The organism is Streptomyces sp. R21 (assembly GCF_041051975.1).
Lineage (GTDB): Bacteria > Actinomycetota > Actinomycetes > Streptomycetales > Streptomycetaceae > Streptomyces.
Genome location: NZ_CP163435.1, coordinates 7450170 through 7466933 on the forward strand (window position 1 = coordinate 7450170; position 16764 = coordinate 7466933).

15 protein-coding genes are annotated in these 16764 nt (G+C 69.8%); 8 read left to right on the forward strand and 7 right to left on the reverse strand.

The genetic code is table 11. From position 1 onward, the window contains the following. Positions 1-108 precede the first annotated feature (108 nt). From AB5J56_RS33080 to AB5J56_RS33090, 3 genes are all read right to left on the reverse strand, one after another. Positions 109-828 carry a calcium-binding protein gene (locus AB5J56_RS33080; RefSeq protein ID WP_369238037.1) on the reverse strand — a complete coding sequence of 240 codons (720 nt, stop codon included), beginning with the start codon at positions 826-828 and terminating at the stop codon, positions 109-111. Continuing rightward, positions 825-1988 (reverse strand): non-hydrolyzing UDP-N-acetylglucosamine 2-epimerase, encoded by a 1164-nt coding sequence (wecB, locus tag AB5J56_RS33085; protein WP_369238039.1) that lies wholly within the window; start codon positions 1986-1988, stop codon positions 825-827. Before wecB ends, AB5J56_RS33080 begins: the two co-directional genes overlap by 4 nt. Before the next feature lie 192 nt (positions 1989-2180). Next, positions 2181-3425 carry a glycosyltransferase gene (locus AB5J56_RS33090; protein ID WP_369238041.1) on the reverse strand — a complete coding sequence of 415 codons (1245 nt, stop codon included), beginning with the start codon at positions 3423-3425 and terminating at the stop codon, positions 2181-2183. A 520-nt stretch (positions 3426-3945) separates the two neighbouring features. Here AB5J56_RS33090 and AB5J56_RS33095 point away from each other — a divergent pair. Together AB5J56_RS33095 and AB5J56_RS33100 are read left to right on the forward strand one after the other, a co-directional pair. Next, on the forward strand, positions 3946-5745 hold the full coding sequence (locus AB5J56_RS33095; RefSeq protein ID WP_369238043.1) for a DUF2334 domain-containing protein: 1800 nt from the start codon (positions 3946-3948) through the stop codon (positions 5743-5745). 32 nt (positions 5746-5777) lie between these two features. Then, positions 5778-6815 carry a hypothetical protein gene (locus tag AB5J56_RS33100; protein WP_369238045.1) on the forward strand — a complete coding sequence of 346 codons (1038 nt, stop codon included), beginning with the start codon at positions 5778-5780 and terminating at the stop codon, positions 6813-6815. Between the two features lie 42 nt (positions 6816-6857). Here the strand turns inward: AB5J56_RS33100 and AB5J56_RS33105 are convergent, their stop codons facing one another. After that, positions 6858-7754, reverse strand: coding sequence for a chitosanase (locus tag AB5J56_RS33105; protein WP_369238047.1), 897 nt, complete (start codon positions 7752-7754; stop codon positions 6858-6860). A gap of 46 nt (positions 7755-7800) precedes the next feature. Further along, positions 7801-8739, reverse strand: coding sequence for a rhomboid family intramembrane serine protease (locus tag AB5J56_RS33110; protein WP_369238049.1), 939 nt, complete (start codon positions 8737-8739; stop codon positions 7801-7803). A gap of 160 nt (positions 8740-8899) precedes the next feature. Here AB5J56_RS33110 and AB5J56_RS33115 point away from each other — a divergent pair, with 160 nt between their 5' ends. From AB5J56_RS33115 to AB5J56_RS33125, 3 genes are all read left to right on the forward strand, one after another. Beyond that, on the forward strand, positions 8900-9619 hold the full coding sequence (locus tag AB5J56_RS33115) for a VWA domain-containing protein (RefSeq protein ID WP_369238051.1): 720 nt from the start codon (positions 8900-8902) through the stop codon (positions 9617-9619). Beyond that, the gene (locus tag AB5J56_RS33120; protein WP_369238053.1) at positions 9616-10188 is read left to right on the forward strand and encodes a HutD family protein; all 573 of its coding nucleotides are present in this window, start codon (positions 9616-9618) and stop codon (positions 10186-10188) included. Before AB5J56_RS33115 ends, AB5J56_RS33120 begins: the two co-directional genes overlap by 4 nt. 86 nt (positions 10189-10274) lie before the next feature. Further along, positions 10275-12005 (forward strand): cytochrome bc complex cytochrome b subunit, encoded by a 1731-nt coding sequence (locus AB5J56_RS33125; protein WP_369238055.1) that lies wholly within the window; start codon positions 10275-10277, stop codon positions 12003-12005. Here AB5J56_RS33125 and AB5J56_RS33130 read toward each other — a convergent pair. Then, complete coding sequence (locus tag AB5J56_RS33130) at positions 11980-12957, reverse strand: acyl-CoA dehydrogenase family protein (protein ID WP_369238057.1); 978 nt, start codon at positions 12955-12957, stop codon at positions 11980-11982. The two genes, AB5J56_RS33125 and AB5J56_RS33130, sit on opposite strands and share 26 nt — an antisense overlap. Beyond that, positions 12957-14096, reverse strand: coding sequence for an acyl-CoA dehydrogenase family protein (locus AB5J56_RS33135; RefSeq protein WP_369238059.1), 1140 nt, complete (start codon positions 14094-14096; stop codon positions 12957-12959). The genes AB5J56_RS33130 and AB5J56_RS33135 overlap by 1 nt, the downstream gene beginning before the upstream one ends. Before the next feature lie 60 nt (positions 14097-14156). On the opposite strand from AB5J56_RS33135, the gene AB5J56_RS33140 reads away from it, so the two are divergent. The 3 genes from AB5J56_RS33140 to AB5J56_RS33150 are packed head-to-tail and all read left to right on the forward strand — an operon-like array spanning position 14157 to position 16756. Further along, positions 14157-14948 carry an SDR family oxidoreductase gene (locus AB5J56_RS33140; RefSeq protein ID WP_369238061.1) on the forward strand — a complete coding sequence of 264 codons (792 nt, stop codon included), beginning with the start codon at positions 14157-14159 and terminating at the stop codon, positions 14946-14948. A 15-nt stretch (positions 14949-14963) separates the two neighbouring features. Further along, complete coding sequence (locus AB5J56_RS33145; protein ID WP_369238063.1) at positions 14964-15584, forward strand: TetR/AcrR family transcriptional regulator; 621 nt, start codon at positions 14964-14966, stop codon at positions 15582-15584. Positions 15585-15598: 14 nt separating this feature from the next. Next, on the forward strand, positions 15599-16756 hold the full coding sequence (locus tag AB5J56_RS33150; RefSeq protein ID WP_369238065.1) for an acetyl-CoA C-acetyltransferase: 1158 nt from the start codon (positions 15599-15601) through the stop codon (positions 16754-16756). The last annotated feature ends 8 nt before the right edge of the window (positions 16757-16764 follow it).

The window sequence follows — 16764 nt, forward strand, 5'->3', positions numbered from 1 at the left end:
CACCCCAATAGACGTCCCGCACAAAGGCGTGCGGAACACCACGCGGCGCTTGCCTTGTCCCCGACCGGACACCGGCAGGCGCCGCGGCATGTCCGGGGACGGGTGGCGTCAACTCACCTTCAGGTCCTCGAACTTGACGGTCGCGTCCTCGGTGTAGGCGCCCACTCTGCCCTGCAGGTAGGGGCGTTCGGTGTCGGTGAAGGTGACCAGGGGGTGGTCCGGGTGGTCGTCCGCCACCGTGACCGTGAGGACGGGGCCGTGCTGTTCCACGACGACCTTGTAGTCCTTGCCCACCGGGAACTGCTCCTTCCCCGTTGCCAGGAAGCGCTGGCCGCCGGGGTAGACGGGGTCACGCTTGCCCAGTTCCCAGCCGTTCGGCTTCAGGGTGATGTAGTAGAAGTGCTCGGGGTCCGTGTACGCCCAGACCAGCCACGGCACTTCCCAGGGGTTGGGGGAGGGGTCGCGCAGTTGCCGGATCGTCCGCATCCGGGCCCCATAGCGCAGATCGCCGTACGAGGCCGTGCTGACCACCAGTCCGGCGTGTGTGGTGCCGGGGTCCTCGGCCGCCATCGGCGACAGCGACAGCGAGTCGTTGTCGCCCGAGTTGGTGCCGTGGCCGTTGAACACCGAGAACCAGCGGCCGTGCGTGGAGCCGTCCATCCACGGCTTGACCGGTGCCGCGGTGTCCCCGCCCAGGCACTGGCTCAGCGTGATCGCCAGGACGGCGATCAGCGCGGCGGCCAGTGCCAGGAGGGCGAGGAAGCGTCCTCTCCGCTCCGGCGGACTCAGCGGAATCCGCCATGGGTGGCGCGGAGGCGACGAGGTCATGCCGTCGAGTATGGCCTCGGGGAGGCGAGCGTGACCGGTACATCAGCGGCGAAGTCCTCGGCCAGCTGGGCCAGCACGCGTTCCGCGGCCTTCCCGTCCCCGAACGGGTTGCCCGCACGCGCCATGAGCCGGTACGCGGCGGGGTCGTCGAGCAGCGCCGTCGCGGCGCTCACGATGGCGTCCGGATCGGTGCCGACCAGCCGGGCCGCGCCCGCCTCCACCGCCTCCGGGCGCTCGGTGGTCGTCCGCAGCACGAGCGCCGGCTTGCTCAGGCTCGGCGCCTCCTCCTGAATGCCCCCGGAGTCCGTCAGCACGATGTCGCACTCGGCGAGGGTGGCGGCGAAGTCCACGTAACCGAGCGGCTCGATCAGGGAAATGCCGGTCCTGCCTTCGAGTTCGGGCAGCAGGACGTCCCGTACGGCGGGACTCTTGTGCAGTGGCAGGACGATCTCCACGTCCCCGCGCTCGGCGAGCCGGCACAGCGCCCGGCCCATGCCGCGCATCCGGTCGCCCTGGTTCTCCCGGCGGTGCAGGGTCACCAGGATCCGCTTGGCGCCGGTGCGGAAGGCGGAGGTTCCGGAGCCCTCCGCGAGCACCCACAGAAGGTTGTCGATCACGGTGTTGCCGGTGGTGAACACCTGCTCCGCGGGCACGCCCTCGTCCAGCAGGTGCCTGGCGGCTTTGGACGTGGGAGCGAAGTGCCAGCGGGCGATGCGGCCGATGAGGCTGCGGTTGAGCTCCTCCGGGAAGGGGTTGTCGATGACTCCGGTGCGCAGCCCGGCCTCGACATGGGCGACCGGGATCTTCTCGTAGAACGCGGCGAGGGCCCCGGCGAGCGCGGTCGTGGTGTCGCCCTGCACCACGACCAGGTCGGGCCGCTGCTGGCGCATGGCCTCGCCGAGCTCGCCGATCAGGCGGGCGGTCAGCTCGGACAGCTGCTGGCGGCTGCGCATCACGTCGAGGGCGATCCGGACGTCGACGCAGAGCAGCCCGAGCATCTGGTGGAGCATCTCGCGGTGCTGTCCGGTGGTGACCACGATCGGCTCGAACCGTGTGCTGGTGGACATGGCCCGCGCCACGGGCGCCAGTTTGATCGCCTCCGGCCGGGTGCCGAGTACAAGCATGGCGCGTACGGGCACGGCTTGCGGGTGTGTGGACATGGGCCCCCCTTGGGCATGCGCGAGCGCAGTCGCGCGAGGTTGATCAGAGATCAGATGAGATGAGATGAGAGAGCGGAATCGGCAACTCGCCGATGACAGAGCAGAGTTGAGGGGCGCACGAGCGGCGTGCGCTTGGAGAGGGAACGGGAGCGCGCGGGGACTGGGCCACGCCCCGGAAGGGCCTGAAGAACCTCAGGTGCGGGCGGTCTTCAGCCAGCCCCGTTGACCGGTCAGCATCCGCCAGAACCCCCACCAGCCGGCGGCGAACCAGATGTAGCCGTAGAAGACGAAGACATGCGCGAGCAGCACCGAGCGGATCAGCCCGAGCTTCCGCTCACGCTTGGCGTACACGAAGCCGTATCCGTAGGCGGCCGTGAACGACAGCAGATACGGGCCCAGCAGCCACATCGGCGAGACGAGCGGGTGTCCCACCTGCACCGAGGCCACGATGGTGGCGCCGAGAGCGACGAGGAAGGACAGCGGCAGCAGCGAGGTGAGCAGGATGAGCACCGGGCTGGACAGGTGGTAGAGCAGGTCCAGTGCTGCCCGGGTCGGCACCTCCCGCAGGATGAGCGGGACGAGGTTCGCCGACTGCAAGTGGCCCTGGAACCAGCGGGATCGCTGCCGGATCAGGCGCTTGACGTCGAGCACGGCCTGCTGGGACACCGAGGCGGTGGTGCAGTGCTGGTTGGTCCAGCCCTTGGCCAGCAGCCGCACCCCGAGGTCGAGATCCTCGGTGAGGCTGTCGCTCCAAGGGCCGTCGCCGTCCAGCGTGTTGAGCGCCGACAGCCGCATGAACTGGCCGTTGCCGCCCATGCCGACGCTGCCGATGAAGCGCCGCGCACTCTGGAAGACGTCGCCGTAGACGACGAACTCCATGTCCTGCATCCGGGCGAGGAGCCCCTCCTCGCGGTTGTACATACGGACGCAGATCTGCACCGCGCCCGTCTGCGGATCGTCGAAGCAGGGGTCCACCGACTGCACGACATGCGGATCGAGGCGCCCGTCGGCGTCGACCACGCAGAGCACGACGTCGGCGGGGTCGTGGCCCGCGAGCAGACCGGATTCCCGCAGGTGGCGCACCCCGTCGTTGAGTGCGGCTCCCTTGCCCCGGCGGGCGTTCGGCAGATTGCGCCGAAGCAGCCGGACCCGGTCGGGGTCGGCGGCAAGCGCTATCTCGCCCGTACGGTCGTCCGACGCGTCGTCGATGACCAGGGCCATGAAATTCCCGGCGGGCAGAGCGGTGATCCGCGCCAGGCTTTCGGAAAGCACTTTCTCCTCGTTGAGGCAGGCGAGGAGGAATACGTAGAAGCGTTCTCTTCGGGGTCCGCGCTCGCGGCGTATTCTGCGCCGGGAGAGCGCGAACAGACTGGTGTTGTAGCAGCCGGCCATCACGATGAGCGTGATACTGGCCCAGAGGAACAGCTCATTGATCATGGCTGCTCCTGACGTTCGCCCGAGCTTCGCGTACCGTTCCCCTGCGCAGCCTGATCCGCGCAAGGATTATCAGCAACGCCGTCAGGCAATAGAACAGGAATCCGATTCCAGCGGTTTCCTGCAATGCTTTGGCCAAAGGCATGCCGGGTATTGCCTCCGGCGCGGCCATCGCCCCTGCCAAGGGCAGAAGAGCCCCCAGGGCGGGTCGTCCGTACATCGTCCCCCCACTTTTCTTCACGCGTCCCCATCGCGTGAAAAGTGAAGTTAGCAGACGAAGATGACGGCTCAGGGGGCTAAGTTGAAATTGCCGTCCATGGTCCCGTAGGTCGGGTCTGATGGCCCTCGAAGAATGCGTCGACCGGCCCATTGACACCCTTCGAGATCCCGCAGAAGAATCTGGGACCTTATTCTCAGCAAAAGGCTTTGTCAATGATTGGCAAAGTGGGGGGAATGGATCATGAGATCATTGTGGAAACCACCGAAAGGGCACCGGGGACTGTCCCGCGTCACCCTCGTTCTGATGCTTCTCGCCGCCCTGTTGGGCGGCACCTTCATGGCCACATCCGCACAGGCGGGCCCCGGCGGCAGACACCACGGCGAGGGCCGCGGCACCCGTTCCGGACTGAACCGTATCGACCTCAAGGCCTGGGCGACGGCCCAGGTCAAGGCCGACAAGGCGCGCCAGGCCAAGCATCCCAAGAAGTCGGCGTCTTTCAGGACGGCGACCACGACCCTGGCAGCCTCCGCCACGGCGGTACGCGCCCAGGCCGCCGTGTTCCGGAAGGCGGACGTCGCCGCGGCGGCGGACCCGGCGACCCTCGTCCTCTACGACACGGCAGGCCCCTACGGGCAGTTGGGCGAGCTGTACGCGATGGCCGAGGCCAACCTCGCCGGCCACTTCGGCACCGTGACCGCCAAGCCGGTCCAGCAGTACACCGCCGGCATGCTCGACTCGTATGCGGCCGTCGTCTACCTCGGCTCCACCTACTACGGCGGTGACATCCCGGACGCCATCCCCGCCGCCTTCTACCAGGACGCGGCCGCCACCACGAAGCCCGTGACCTGGATCGGCGCCAACATCTGGGGCATGGCCAACACCGTCGGCATCACGCCCTTCACCCAGAAGTACGGCTGGGATCCGACGACTTCGTACTACGAGGACGGCGGCAGCGTCGGAACGGTCACGCAGGTGACGTACAAGGGGCAGACGCTCACCCGGAAGATCCCGGCCGGGCAGGACGGCGGCGTGCTGCGCCCCAACGTCCTGACGGGGACGGGATATCCGGCGGTCACCCGCCTCGCGGAGGGCCTCGACACCTCGAACGGGCACACCTTCGGCTGGGCCATCAGGTCGTCCAACCTCACCTACATCGGTGAGATCCCCTTCGCCTACGTCTCCGAGAGCGACCGCGTCATCGCCGCCGAGGACCTGCTCTTCGACGCCCTCGCGCCCGCCACCACCGTCCGGCACCGCGCCCTGATGCGCCTGGAGGACATCAGCCCCGACTCGAACCCGGCCGACCTGAAGTCCATGGCCGACTATCTCTACGCCCAGAAGATCCCGTACGGCATCAACGTGATTCCCGTCTACACGGATCCCAACGGCACCTACAACAACGGCGTACCGCAGACCATCACGCTTTCACAGCGTCCGCAGGTGGTCAGCGCCCTGAAATACATGCTGAACCGGGGCGCGGTCCTCATGGACCATGGATACACGCACCAGTACAGCAATATCGCCAATCCCTACGACGGAGTGACCGGCGACGACTTCGAGTTCTACCGGGCGCATGTGGACGCCGCGAACAACGTCGTCTACGACGGTCCGGTCGCCGAGGACTCGACCCTCTGGGCCCAGGGCAGGGTCACCGCCGCGCTGGCCGAGTTCACCAAGGCGGGCCTTCCGAAGCCGGTGCTGTGGACCACTCCGCACTACGCGGGATCGGCCGCCGACTACAAGGTGTTCAGCGCCAACTTCAATGCCCGGCTTGAGCGTTCACTGTATTTCGCCGGAACGCTGAGCGGCGCCCAGGCGGACCCGAACCGGTTCATCGGACAGTTCTTCCCGTATGTGGTGCGTGACGTGTACGGGACCAAAGTGCTTCCCGAGAACATCGGGAATTACGAACCGGAGGCATTCAACAACCACCCGCCACGGCTGCCCGCCGACCTCATCGCCTCGGCCAAGGCCAATCTCGCGGTGCGGGACGGATTCGCCAGCTTCTTCTACCACCCCTACTACCCGCTCCAGCCGCTGAAGGACACCGTCGCCGGGATCAAGGCCCTCGGCTACACGTTCGTCAGCCCGGCCGCCCTGTGAGGGCTCACGCCCTGAGGAGGACCGCTGCCACCGTGGCAGCGGTCCTCCTCGCCGTGAGCGGCTGCACCACGGCGAAGGGAACGGCGGGGAAGCGGACGGCCACGAAGGACGGGAGGAAGACCTCGGCGGACGAACGGGGCGCGGCGGCCGCCATGCGCGGCATCACCCTGCCCTCCTGGAACCGGACCGACTACGACAGCCCGGCCGCGGCCACCTATCTGCGGGACATCCGGGCGACCGGCGCCCGCTGGGTCACCTTCACCCCGACCTGGTACCAGACGCACCCGACCGACTCCTCGCTGCACACCACCGAGGAGACCGCGAGCGACGCAGGTCTGCGGCGGATCGTGCGCCGCGCCCACCGGGCCGGCCTCAAAGTGATGATCAAGCCGCACGTGGACCTGCCCGGCGACGTCGACCGCGCCGGGATCCGCCCCCGCGACCGGACCGCCTGGTTCACCGCGTACCGGAAGTTCATCAGCCATTACGCGGACCTGGCGGCGGACACCGACGTGGAACAGCTCGCCGTGGGAACGGAGTTGGCGGGCGTCTCGGGTGACCGCGCCGACTGGAGGACGGTCATCGCAGCCGTACGCCAGAAATACGACGGCCCCCTGACCTACGCCGCCAACTACGACGAGTACCGCCGGATCCGCTTCTGGAAGGACCTCGACCTCATCGGGATCGACGCCTACTGGCCGCTGTCCGACAAGCCCACCGACGACACCGCCCGGCTGCGCCGAGGCTGGAAGCCGATCGCCGCGAGCCTCGCCTCGTTCTCCGAGAAGCAGGGCCGCCGCGTCCTGTTCACCGAGGCGGGCTACGTCAGCCAGCGGGGCGCCACGACCGCCCCGTACTCCTGGACCGTCAGCAGACGCTCCGGCAACGCCGAACAGGCCGCCGCCTACCGGGCGTTGCTCGACACCTTCGAGGGCCGCCGGTGGTGGGCCGGGGTCTGCTGGTGGATGTGGGATGACTGGCCGGACAGCGGCGAGACCCCGGCGAAGCTCGCCTACACCCCGCACGGCAAGCCCGCGGAGGAAGTGCTGAAGGAGAAGTGGGCGCGCTGAGAGACCTGTTGGAGCCTGTCCGGCGCGACCGCCGGGCAGGTTCTACGGCACGTGGTACGTCTCCCCGTACACCTTCCACGTCAGCGGCGGCTTCAGGGCCAGGTTCCCGTCGTGGAGGAACTTCCGCTGGGCGGTGTCGATGCGGGTCGTGTCACGGTCGGGGTTCCTGGACTTCATCGTCGCGCGGCGGATGTCGAGGAAGACGTCCAGGTACTCCTTCTCGCCGCCGCCCCCGGACGGCAGGTCGGCCTTCCGCACCGCGCGCTCGCGCAGACCGTAGAAGCTGTCGGCGTTCGTGCCGGGGCCGTGCAGGACCATCGCGTCGTAGTAGATGAACTGGCCGAGCGTGCCGAGCCCGTCGAGCTTGGCGAGGCGGACGGCCGGGTCGAAGTAGACGCGGTCGCGCTCGGTGTCCTGGGCCGCGCGGAAGGCACCGACCCGGGCCTCCTTCTTCCATGCGGCCGGGAAGCCGTCGAGGCCGGCGTGCGAGTCCGTGCCGTCGACCTCGCGCAGCGCGGGGAGGAAACGGGCGAGCCCGTTGCCCGGGTGGTCCTCGGTGTAGCGCTCGACCAGGGTGAGCAGGTCGTGGGTGCCCGTGCAGAAGCCGATGATGCCCGCGGTGTAGCCCTGGCCGTCGCCGATGTCCTCGACGTAGCCGTACGCGCTGCGCCAGTCCAGTGTGGAGTTCTCGGCGCTCGCCACGATCTTCTGGGCCAGCTCCTTCTCCGCCGGTGCGGCGAGTCCGGGCGGCAGGTCCGCGATCAGCTCGTCGTCGGCGGACCGCTCGGCCTGCTTCTTGGCGTCCTGGCGGGCCTGTTGCGCCGCCGATGTGGCCCTCTTGCCGTCCGCCTGGTCCGGGTGCTCGGGCGTGACGAAGTAGACCGCCGCGGTGACGAGGACGGGCACAGCGGCGAAAAGCAGACAACCGGCTCGTTTCATGGCGCACAGGGTATGGCGGACGGGCACACGGCCCGACCCGAAACCCCTACGCCGCGCCGCTCTTCAGCGATGCGACCTTCCCCACCGCGAGCACCACCAGCAGCACAAGGAGGCCCGCGCAGATGGCGACCTGCACCAGGGTGCGGCGGCTGTCGCGGGGCACGTACGCGTAGGCGAGGGTGACCAGACCGCCCGCCAGCAGGCCGCCGAGGTGGCCCTGCCAGGACGTGAAGAACGCCGAGAGAACCAGCCAGGCCAGCAGGCTGCCCATGAACCGGTTCACCGTGCGCATGTCGGCGCCGAGACGGCGGGCCATCACGTAGTACGCCGCACCGAGCCCGAAGATCGCGCCGGAGGCGCCGACCGTGTGGTCGGCGGGCGCGATCAGCAGCACCAGGACCGAGCCGCCGAGCGCGGAGAGCAGGTACAGGACGAGGTAGCGGACCCGGCCGAGCTGGGCCTCCACGACCCGGCCGATGCTCCACAGCGAGAACATGTTCATCGCGATGTGCGCGATCCCGAACGTCCCCTCGGTGGGCGGCAGATGAAGAAACGCGCCGGTGAGCAGTCGGTACCACTCCCCATCCACGACACCGGACGCGTGAAAGTCCGCGGAGTACGCGCTCTGCCAGTAGTAGTGCCCGCCGTCAGGACCCAGCAGCTCCGCGCCGAGCATCTCGAACCGGTCCACCACTGCGGGGCGTACCAACTCGGCGAGGTATGCCAGCACGTTGAGGCCGATCAGCACGTACGTCACGAGGGGCACCGCCGAGATACGGCCGCCGAAGACCGTGCGGGCCCCCCGCACCGACCGGGCGCCCTCCTTCACGCACTCCACGCACTGGTGGCCGACCGCCGCCTCGCGCATGCAGGACGGGCATATGTAGCGGTCGCACCGGGTGCAGCGCACATGGGACTCCACCTTGGGATGGCGATAACAGGTGGTGACGTCGGACTCGGTGGTCTCGGCGGACTCGGATTCCACGACCGGCTCCTTGAGGCACGTACGAAAGGCTGAGGGATGAAGGGACGACGAGCCGGTGGGGTCGGCGGCGAACAAAATAGCGAACCTGAGGGACGGCCGGGAGGACGGGGCGCCGGTGACGTAGCCTCGACACCTCCGTCCAGGACCGAAGGGAGCCCGCATGGCCGCGATCAGCCTCGCGAAGGTGGAGGAGACCGCGCCCGCGCTGGTCAGCCTGTACAAGAGCGCGGGAGTGTCCCTCACCAAGCACGGGCTGAGCGATCAGCGGGCCGCCGTCTATCTGGTGGTCGACTACTCGGGCTCGATGAAGCCGTACTACAAGGACGGCAGCGTGCAGGCGCTCGCAGACCGCGTGCTCGGCCTGTCCGCCCACCTCGACGACGACGGACGGGTCCCGGTCGTCTTCTTCTCCACGGACATCGACGCCGAGACCGACATCGAACTCGCCGGCCACCAGGGCCGGATCGAGCGGATCGTGGCCGGCCTCGGCCACATGGGCAAGACCAGCTACCACCTCGCCATGGACGCGGTCATCGACCACTACCTGGACAGCGGCTCGAAGGACCCCGCCCTCGTCGTCTTCCAGACCGACGGCGGACCGATCAACAAGCTCGCCGCCGAACGGTACTTGTGCAAGGCGGCGCAGCTCCCGCTGTTCTGGCAGTTCATCGGGTTCGGCGACCCGGGCAGCAGACAGTTCGAATTCCTGCGCAAGCTCGACGAGTTGGCGGTGCCGCAGAAGCGGCCCGTCGACAACGCCGGGTTCTTCCACGCCGGTTCGGACCCGCGCCAGGTGTCCGACGACGAGTTGTACGACCGTCTCGTGGGGGAGTTCCCGCAGTGGCTGGCGGCGGCCCGGGTGCAGGGGATCGTGCGGTGATCAGGCTCCTTCCCGCCGCCGGGCGCGCCGCCGTGGCCTGGAAGAACGGCGGCGGGGTGACCCGCGAGATCGCCGCGTGGCCGCCTGGCGCGGGCATGGACGACTTCGTGTGGCGCGTCAGCCTGGCCGAGGTCGGCGCGGACGGGCCGTTCTCCGCCTTCGCCGAGGCCGACCGCACCCTCACCGTGGTCGAGGGCGCGGGTATGGACCTGACCGTGGGCGGCGAGCGGCGGATCCTCGACACCCGCCTGGTACCGCAGGACTTCCCCGGCGACGTCCCCACCGACTGCCGGCTGCTCGACGGGCCGGTCGTGAACTTCAACGTCATGTGGCGCAGGGGCCTGGAGCCGGCCCCGGCCGTCGCCGTGGTGCGCGGCCGGGTGCCCTTCGCCCTCCGGCCGGGCACGGCCATGCTGGTCCTCGCGCTCGACGCGCCCGCCGAGGTGTCGGGGATGCACCTGGAGCCGTACGACGCGGCGCTGCTCACGGACGGCGGCACGGTGCTGCACGCGGCGGGGGCGGCGGCGGTCGTCCGCCTTCCGACACCGCCGCCTCCGGCCGACGCGTGAACCGACCCCGCGGGCAGGGCTGACGGCCCCGTTGGCGTAGCCCGTCCGGCGTGCCACCCTGAGGTGATCCGAGGGGGAGGCGACGCATGGACGGCGCACGATCGGTGAACGGGGCGACGGGAACGGGCAGTTCGGTGACGCCCGCCGGGACGAGGCCGGACGGCGCGAGGTCCGACGGGACGAGGCCGGACGGGACGAGGCAGGCCGACCGGGGTGACGGGCCGGGTTCGGGCGAGCGGCTCGCCGACTGGGCCGACGGGCGGCTCGGGCTCTACGCGCTTGCCAAGGCGAACATGCGCAAGGTCTTCCCGGACCACTGGTCGTTCATGCTGGGCGAGGTCTGCCTCTACAGCTTCATCATCCTGATCCTCACCGGCGTCTATCTGACCCTGTTCTTCGAGCCGAGCGGCGTCGAGGTCATCTACAACGGCTCGTACACGCCCCTCAACGGCATCTCCATGACGAGGGCGTACGAGTCCACCCTCGACATCAGCTTCGACGTGCGCGGCGGCCTGCTGATCCGGCAGATCCACCACTGGTCCGCGCTCGTCTTCGTCACGGGCATGCTCGTGCACATGATGCGGGTGTTCTTCACCGGCGCGTTCCGCAAGCCGCGCGAGCTCAACTGGGTGTTCGGCTGGACCCTGTTGTTCCTCGGCATCCTCACCGGCCTGACCGGCTACTCGCTCCCCGACGACCTGCTGTCCGGCACCGGCATCCGCTTCGCCGACGGCGCCATCCTGGCCACCCCGATCGTGGGGACGTACCTCTCCTTCTTCCTCTTCGGCGGCGAGTTCCCGGGCCACGACATCATTCCGCGGCTCTTCCCGATCCATGTCCTGGTGCTGCCCGGGATCATGCTGGGGCTGGTCGTCGCCCATCTGATCCTGGTCTTCTACCACAAGCACACGCAGTACCCCGGGCCCGGCCGCGACCAGAAGTCGGTCGTCGGCATGCCCTTCCTGCCCGTCTACATGGCCAAGGCGGGCGGCTTCTTCTTCCTCGTCTTCGGTGTGCTGACGGTGATGGGCGGGATCGCGCAGATCAACCCCGTGTGGGCCTTCGGGCCCTACCGGCCGGACCTGGTGACCACCGGCGCCCAGCCCGACTGGTACCTGGGCTTCTCCGAGGGGCTGATCCGGGTGATGCCGGGATGGGAGATCAACGCCTGGGGTCACACCCTGGAGTTGGGCGTCTTCATCCCCTTCACGCTCTTCCCGCTGATCCTGCTCGCCATCGGCCTCTATCCCTTCGTCGAGGCATGGATCACCGGGGACAGACGCGAGCACCACATCCTGGACCGGCCGCGCAACGCGCCCGTGCGCACGGGGCTGGGCGTGGCCTGGCTGGCCCTGTACGCGGTGCTGCTGATCGGCGGTGGCAACGACATCGTGGCCACGCATCTGCATCTGTCGATCAACGCGATCACCTGGTTCGTGCGGGTAGGGGTGTTCGTCGTACCGGTCGCCGCGTTCGTCGTCACCAAGCGGATCTGCCTCGGGCTGCAGCGCAGGGACCGCGACAAGGTGCTGCACGGGCGGGAGTCGGGCCTCATCAAACGGCTGCCGCACGGCGAGTTCGTCGAGGTCCATGAACCTCTCACGCAGGCCCAGAGGTTCACGCTCACCCAGCACGAGCAGAGTCCGCCCTACGAGGTGGGTGCGCTCGTCGACGCGAACGGGGTCCGGCGTCCGGTCAAACCCTCCCAGCGGCTGCGCGCCCGGCTCGCCCAGGCGATGTTCGGGCCCGGGACACGGATCGCGAAGCCGACGGCCGAGGAGTACCGGGAGCTCACGAGCGGCGACCATCACCACTGACACCGTGGAGCACGGCGGCCCGGCACTCGTCCGGACTGCCCCAGGCGCCCAGCAGCGCACGGGACTTGGTCAGCCACAGCGACAGGTCGTACTCCGCCGTGTAGCCGATCGCGCCGTGCAGTTGGAGGGCGGTGCGTGCGGTGGCGTACGCCGCCTCGCAGGCCGCGACCTTGGCGGCGGCGACGTCGCGCTCCGTCATCGTGAACGCCGCGCCGAACAGCAGTGGCCGGGCGAACTCCAGGGCGATCTTCGCGTCCGCCAGGCGGTGCTTGACCGCCTGGAACGAGCCGATGGGAACGCCGAACTGGGTGCGCTGCCCGACATACGCCACCGTCCTGTCCAGCAGGGCGAGTCCGACGCCGAGCGCCTGGGCGGCGGTGGCGAGCCGGGCCCAGCGAAGGGCGCGTACGAACGGCGGCTCGGCGACCAGGAGTTCGCCGCTCGGGGGAAGAGCCGTGAGGCGCCGGGCCGGGTCGAGGGAGGGCCGCACCGGGCCGTGGTCAGGGGCGAGGCGCAACCCGTCGGCCGTCAGGACCAGCCGCAGGTCCGCCGCGTCGCCGTCCAGTGCGTACGACCCCGGGGGCGCGAGCGTGGCCATCGCCTCGCCGGAGGCCAGCCGGGGGAGCAGCCGCTTGGCGGGACCCGGGTCGGCCGACTCCGTGAGGAGGACGGCCGCCGCGACCGTCTCCACCAGGGGGCCCGGCACCGCATGGCGGCCCAACTCCACGAAGGCGACGGCCAGTTCGACGGGGAGGGGGCCCACCCCCTCGTACGCCTCGGGTATCGCGAGGGTGAAGACCCCGGCGGCGGCGATACGGGACCACAGCGCCCGGCCGGACGTGTGGTCGCCGCGACTCCAGTCCCGTACGACCGACGGAGTGTCCGCCGAGGACAGCAGACCGTCCAACGAGTCGGCGAACGCCCGCTGTTCGGCGTCGAGAAGAAAACGCATCAGCGGCGGCCCTTCGGCAGTCCGAGCAGGCGCTCGGCGATGATGTCGCGCTGGATCTCGTTCGTGCCCGCGTAGATGGGGCCCGCGAGGGAGAAGACATACCCCTCGGACCAGCCGGTGTCCGCCAGCTCGCCTTCCGATCCCAGGAGTTCGAGTGCTGTCTCGTGCAGGGTGATGTCGTACTCGGACCAGAAGACCTTGTTCAGGCTGGACTCCGGGCCGAGGGACTCGCCGTCCAGGAAACGGGACGCGCCCGCGTAGGCGAACAACTCGTACGCGCGGGCGCCGATCAGCGCGTCCGCCACCCGGTCCCGTGCCGACGCCGGGCTTCCCCGCTCCTGCCACAGCGCGAACAGCCGGTCGGCGGAGGCGAGGAAGCGGCCCGGCGAGCGCAGGGTCAGTCCGCGTTCGTTGCCCGCTGTCGACATGGCGACCCGCCAGCCCTGGCCCGGCTCGCCGATCACATCCTCGTCGGGGACGAACACCTCGTCGAGGAACAGCTCGGCGAAGGCCGGTCTGCCGTCGAGGCGGCCGATCGGGCGGACGGTGACTCCGGGGGCCCGTAGGTCGAACATCAGGTAGGTGAGCCCCTGGTGGGGCTTCGGGGTGTCCGGCTCGCTGCGGAACAGACCGAAGGCACGGTCGGCGAAAGCGGCCCGCGACGACCACGTCTTCTGTCCGCTCAAGCGCCAGCCCCCGTCCGTGCGCACCGCGCGGGAGGTCAGCGAGGCCAGGTCGGAACCGGCCTCCGGCTCGGACCACGCCTGCGCCCAGACGACCTCGCCGCCGGCCATCGGCGGCAGCACCCGCGCGCGCTGCTCCTGCGTACCGTGGTCGAAGAGCGTGGGTGCGAGCAGGCTGATGCCGTTCTGGCTCACCCGGCCCGGGGCGCCCGCCGCGTAGTACTCCTCCTCGAACAGCAGCCACCGCAGCAGCCCCGCGTCCCGCCCGCCGTACTCCGCAGGCCACGACACCACCGACCAGCGGTCCGCGGCCAGTCGGGCCTCCCACGCGCGGTGCGCCGCGAAGCCCTCCGCGGTCTCCAGGGACGGCAGCGGGGAGGCGGGCACATGCCCGGCGAGCCAGTCCCGGGCCTCGGCGCGGAACGCCTCGTCGGCGGGGGAGTGCGTGAGATCCATGGGCGGCACCCTTCGGCGGCAACCTTCCCTAACAAGTGTTTGGTAGGTTAGCGTGGCGGTATGACAGACGTCGAGACTCCGGCGTACGTACCCGGGCACGGCCTGCTCAAGGAGCGCACCGCCGTCGTCACCGCCGCCGCGGGCGCGGGGATCGGCGGCGCCACCGCCCGCCGCTTCCTGGAGGAGGGCGCGCGCGTGCTGATCAGCGACGCGCACGCCCGACGGCTCAAGGAACACCAGGCGGCGCTGGCCGGGGAGTTCGGGGCCGACCGCGTCGATGCACTGCCCTGCGACGTCACCGACGAGACACAGGTCCAAGCCCTCCTCGACGAGGCCGTCCGGCTGCACGGCCGGCTCGACGTCGTCGTCAACAACGCGGGCCTCGGCGGCACCGCCGACCTCGTCGACATGACTGACGAGCAGTGGTCCAAGGTGCTCGACGTGACCCTGAACGGCACGTTCCGGTGCACTCGGGCGGCGCTGCGGCTCCTCAAGCAACAGGGCGCCGGCGGAGTGATCGTCAACAACGCCTCCGTCGTCGGCTGGCGCGCCCAGGCCGGGCAGGCCCACTACGCCGCCGCGAAGGCCGGGGTCATGGCGCTCACCCGCTGCGCGGCGATCGAGGCCGCCGCGTACGGAGTGCGGGTCAACGCCGTGTCGCCGAGCCTCGCCATGCACCCGCACCTGGTGAAGGTCACCTCGCCCGAGCTGCTCGAGGAGCTGACCGCGCGCGAGGCCTTCGGGAGGTACGCCGAGCCGTGGGAGGTGGCCAACGTGATCGTGTTCCTGGCGTCCGGCTACTCGTCGTACATGACGGGCGAGGTCGTCGCCGTCAGCAGTCAGCACGCGTAGGACGACAATGACCCCGTGCCTACCAAGAAGAAGCCCCAGGTGACCGCCTCGCCGGAGCGCCGCCGCGAACTCCTCGACACCGCCGCGGAAGTCTTCGCCGAGCAGGGGTACAACGCGACGACCGTCCGCAAGATCGCGGACCAGGCGGGGATGCTCGCGGGCAGCCTCTACTACCACTTCGACTCCAAGGAATCGATGCTGGAGGAGATCCTGCGCAGCTTCCTCGACGAGCTCTGGGAGGGCTACGACACCGTCCTGGACGCCGAACTCGGCCCCCGGGAGACCCTGGAGGCCCTGGTCACCGAGTCCTTCCGGGAGATCGACCGGCACCGCGCCGCCGTCGCGATCTACCAGAAGGAGTCCAAGCAGCTCGCGCCGCAGGAGCGTTTCGCGTTCCTCGCCGAGTCGCAGCGCAAGTTCGAGAAGGCGTGGCTGTCCACGCTGGAGCGGGGCGTCGCCGCCGAGGTCTTCCGGGCCGACCTAGACATCCGGCTCACCTACCGGTTCGTGCGCGACACCGTGTGGGTCGCCGCGTCCTGGTACCGGCCCGGCGGGCAGCACAGCCCTGAGGAGATCGCCCGGCAGTACCTGTCGATGGTCCTGGACGGGATCGCCGTACGTGAATGGCCCTTCTGAACAAGGGAGTTGACATGTCCGAGGCCTACATCGTCGAAGCGGTCCGCACACCCGTGGGCCGACGCAAGGGAGGTCTGTCCGGTGTCCATCCGGCCGACCTCGGGGCGCACGTGCTGAAGGCGCTGGTCTCGCGCTCCGGGGTGGACCCGGCCGCCGTCGAGGACGTCGTCTTCGGCTGTCTGGACGCGGTGGGGCCGCAGGCCGGGGACATCGCCCGCACCTGCTGGCTGGCGGCCGGTCTGCCCGAGGAGGTACCGGGCGTGACCGTCGACCGGCAGTGCGGCTCCTCCCAGCAGGCCGTGCACTTCGCCGCCCAGGGCGTCCTGTCCGGCACCCAGGACCTGGTGGTGGCCGGCGGCGTCCAGAACATGACGCAGATACCCATCGCCTTCGCCTCCCGGCAGGCCGCCGAACCGCTCGGCCTCACCGAGGGCCCCTTCGCGGGCAGCGAGGGCTGGCGGGCGCGCTACGGCGACCGCCCCGTCAACCAGTTCCACGGCGCCGAGCTGATCGCCGAGAAGTGGGGGATCACCCGGCGTGACCAGGAGGAGTTCGCGCTCAGGTCCCATCAGCGGGCTCTGCGCGCCATCGACGAGGGCCGCTTCGCGCGCGAGACCGTGGCGTACGGGGAGGTCACGGCCGACGAGGGTCCGCGCCGCGACACCTCGCTGGAGAAGATGGCCGGGCTGGCCCCCGTCGTCGAGGGCGGCACCATCACCGCCGCCTGCTCCTCGCAGGTCTCCGACGGCGCCGCCGCGATGCTGCTCGCCTCCGAACGGGCCGTGCGGGAGCACGGGTTGACGCCCCGCGCCCGTGTGCACCACCTCTCCGTGCGGGGCGAGGACCCCATCCGCATGCTGTCGGCCCCCATCCCGGCCACCGCGCACGCCCTGAAGAAGGCAGGCATGACCATCGACGACATCGACCTCGTCGAGATCAACGAGGCCTTCGCCCCGGTCGTCCTCGCCTGGCTCAAGGAGACCGGCGCCGACCCCGACAAGGTCAACGTCAACGGCGGTGCCATCGCCCTCGGTCACCCCCTGGGCGCCACGGGTGTGAAGCTGATGACGACCCTGCTGCACGAACTGGAGCGCACGGGCGGGCGGTTCGGGCTCCAGACGATGTGCGAGGGGGGCGGGCAGGCGAACGTGACGATCATTGAACGGCTCTGACGAACCGG

Bases quoted from the DNA above. Each gene is read 5' to 3' on its own strand.
- AB5J56_RS33080 (WP_369238037.1), bottom strand. From the start codon at position 828: ATGACCTCGTCGCCTCCGCGCCACCCATGGCGGATTCCGCTGAGTCCG.
- wecB (WP_369238039.1), bottom strand. From the start codon at position 1,988: ATGTCCACACACCCGCAAGCCGTGCCCGTACGCGCCATGCTTGTACTC.
- AB5J56_RS33090 (WP_369238041.1), bottom strand. From the start codon at position 3,425: ATGATCAATGAGCTGTTCCTCTGGGCCAGTATCACGCTCATCGTGATG.
- AB5J56_RS33095 (WP_369238043.1), top strand. From the start codon at position 3,946: ATGCTTCTCGCCGCCCTGTTGGGCGGCACCTTCATGGCCACATCCGCA.
- AB5J56_RS33105 (WP_369238047.1), bottom strand. From the start codon at position 7,754: ATGAAACGAGCCGGTTGTCTGCTTTTCGCCGCTGTGCCCGTCCTCGTC.
- AB5J56_RS33115 (WP_369238051.1), top strand. From the start codon at position 8,900: ATGGCCGCGATCAGCCTCGCGAAGGTGGAGGAGACCGCGCCCGCGCTG.
- AB5J56_RS33125 (WP_369238055.1), top strand. From the start codon at position 10,275: ATGGACGGCGCACGATCGGTGAACGGGGCGACGGGAACGGGCAGTTCG.
- AB5J56_RS33130 (WP_369238057.1), bottom strand. From the start codon at position 12,957: ATGCGTTTTCTTCTCGACGCCGAACAGCGGGCGTTCGCCGACTCGTTG.
- AB5J56_RS33135 (WP_369238059.1), bottom strand. From the start codon at position 14,096: ATGGATCTCACGCACTCCCCCGCCGACGAGGCGTTCCGCGCCGAGGCC.
- AB5J56_RS33140 (WP_369238061.1), top strand. From the start codon at position 14,157: ATGACAGACGTCGAGACTCCGGCGTACGTACCCGGGCACGGCCTGCTC.
- AB5J56_RS33150 (WP_369238065.1), top strand. From the start codon at position 15,599: ATGTCCGAGGCCTACATCGTCGAAGCGGTCCGCACACCCGTGGGCCGA.